This window comes from Herbidospora mongoliensis, assembly GCF_001570545.1.
GTDB classification, from domain to species: Bacteria; Actinomycetota; Actinomycetes; order Streptosporangiales; family Streptosporangiaceae; genus Herbidospora; species Herbidospora mongoliensis.
In genome coordinates, this window is the sequence record NZ_BBXD01000007.1 from 1 (window position 1) to 1,254 (window position 1,254).

The following is a 1,254-nucleotide window of genomic DNA, read 5'->3' on the forward strand; positions in this document are numbered from 1 at the left end:
CCGAGACCGTGATGCGATGCACCGCCTTGCCCGAATACGACATCCGGAACACGAACAGAAAGCAGCTGGTCATCACACCCGCGAGGTTCACCCACACCTCCCCGAAGTCGACCTCGGCCTCGACTCCGGGCCGATGCACCTGGTCGATCGGGACCTCCCGCGCCGGCGCCCGGCCCGCCTCGGCCAGGATCTGCGGGCGCCGTTCGGCGACGTAGTTGCAGACGGTGGAGTAGGAGACCGCCTCCATCTCGTGCTCGGTGAGAAGCCGGGTGTAGATCCGCCGCACCGTGTGCCGCTGTTTGCGCGGGGCCGTCAGGTCAGCCCAAAGGATGTGATCGATGACCGGCTTGAACCGGTCCAGCTGCGAAGCACGCGGGATCGGCTTCTTCCGCGGGACCGGCCACACCGACGACAGCGCTTCGCGCACTGTACGACGGTGCACTCCGTGCTTCTTGGCCAGCGCCCGGACCGACAGGCCTTCCAACCGCGAGTCCCTGCGGATCGCCGCGAACTGTTCCACCCTGCTCAGCGCCACACCCGCTCCTCGGTGCACTCAGGCACACCGAGCGTCTCACCGCAACAACCACAGTGGGGCCAGATCTCGCTGAACAGTAACCACCCCGCTACACGGTGGGGCCACCCAAATTCACAAGGCGGGGCCAGAAACCCCTCTTAGAACCAACCTGAACCTCTACACCCGTCCCGGCCTGTCACCGGCCACCACGGCACCTGCGGCCGCACCGGCCTTACCTGACCGCTCTGCCGCTCTGGTGTAGATGCGCACCGACAACGCCAACCTGCTGGCCTGCCTCGCCCACGCCACTGCCCAGGACCGGCACCAGCACATCCTCGGGCTTACCGCCGCCATGGCCGCGTTCCTCCTCCGTGACGGCCCTTGGCAGCAGGCCGCCACCCTTCACGAGACCGCCGCCACCACCGCACACCGCCACAACGACCGAACCGCCAAGGCCAACGCCCTCCATGAGTTGGGCCGCGTCCGGTCCATGACCGGGGATTATGCGCAGGCGGCCGAGCTGCATGAGCGGGCGCTGACGCTCTACCAGGACCTCGGCAACCGTCACGGTGAGGCCAACACCCTGCAGGATCTGGGCCGCGTCCGGCACCTGACCGGGGACTTTGCGGAGGCGGCCGAGCTGTTGGAACGGGCGCTGGACTTGTTTCGTCAGGTCGGGGACCTTCAAGGCGAGGCCGAGGTGCTCAACAGCAAAGGTGCATTGCTGGCCGAGTCCGCTA

1 protein-coding gene and 1 pseudogene are annotated in these 1,254 nt (G+C 67.3%); one reads left to right on the forward strand and one right to left on the reverse strand.

The window, feature by feature from the left end:
- A pseudogene (locus AW272_RS00050) lies at window positions 1-535 on the reverse strand (IS21 family transposase); the annotation flags it as partial.
- 331 nt (window positions 536-866) lie between these two features.
- Between AW272_RS00050 and AW272_RS00055 the strand changes: the two are divergent.
- Window positions 867-1,254: tetratricopeptide repeat protein (locus AW272_RS00055; protein WP_439649130.1), on the forward strand; the 388-nt coding region annotated here is incomplete at its 3' end.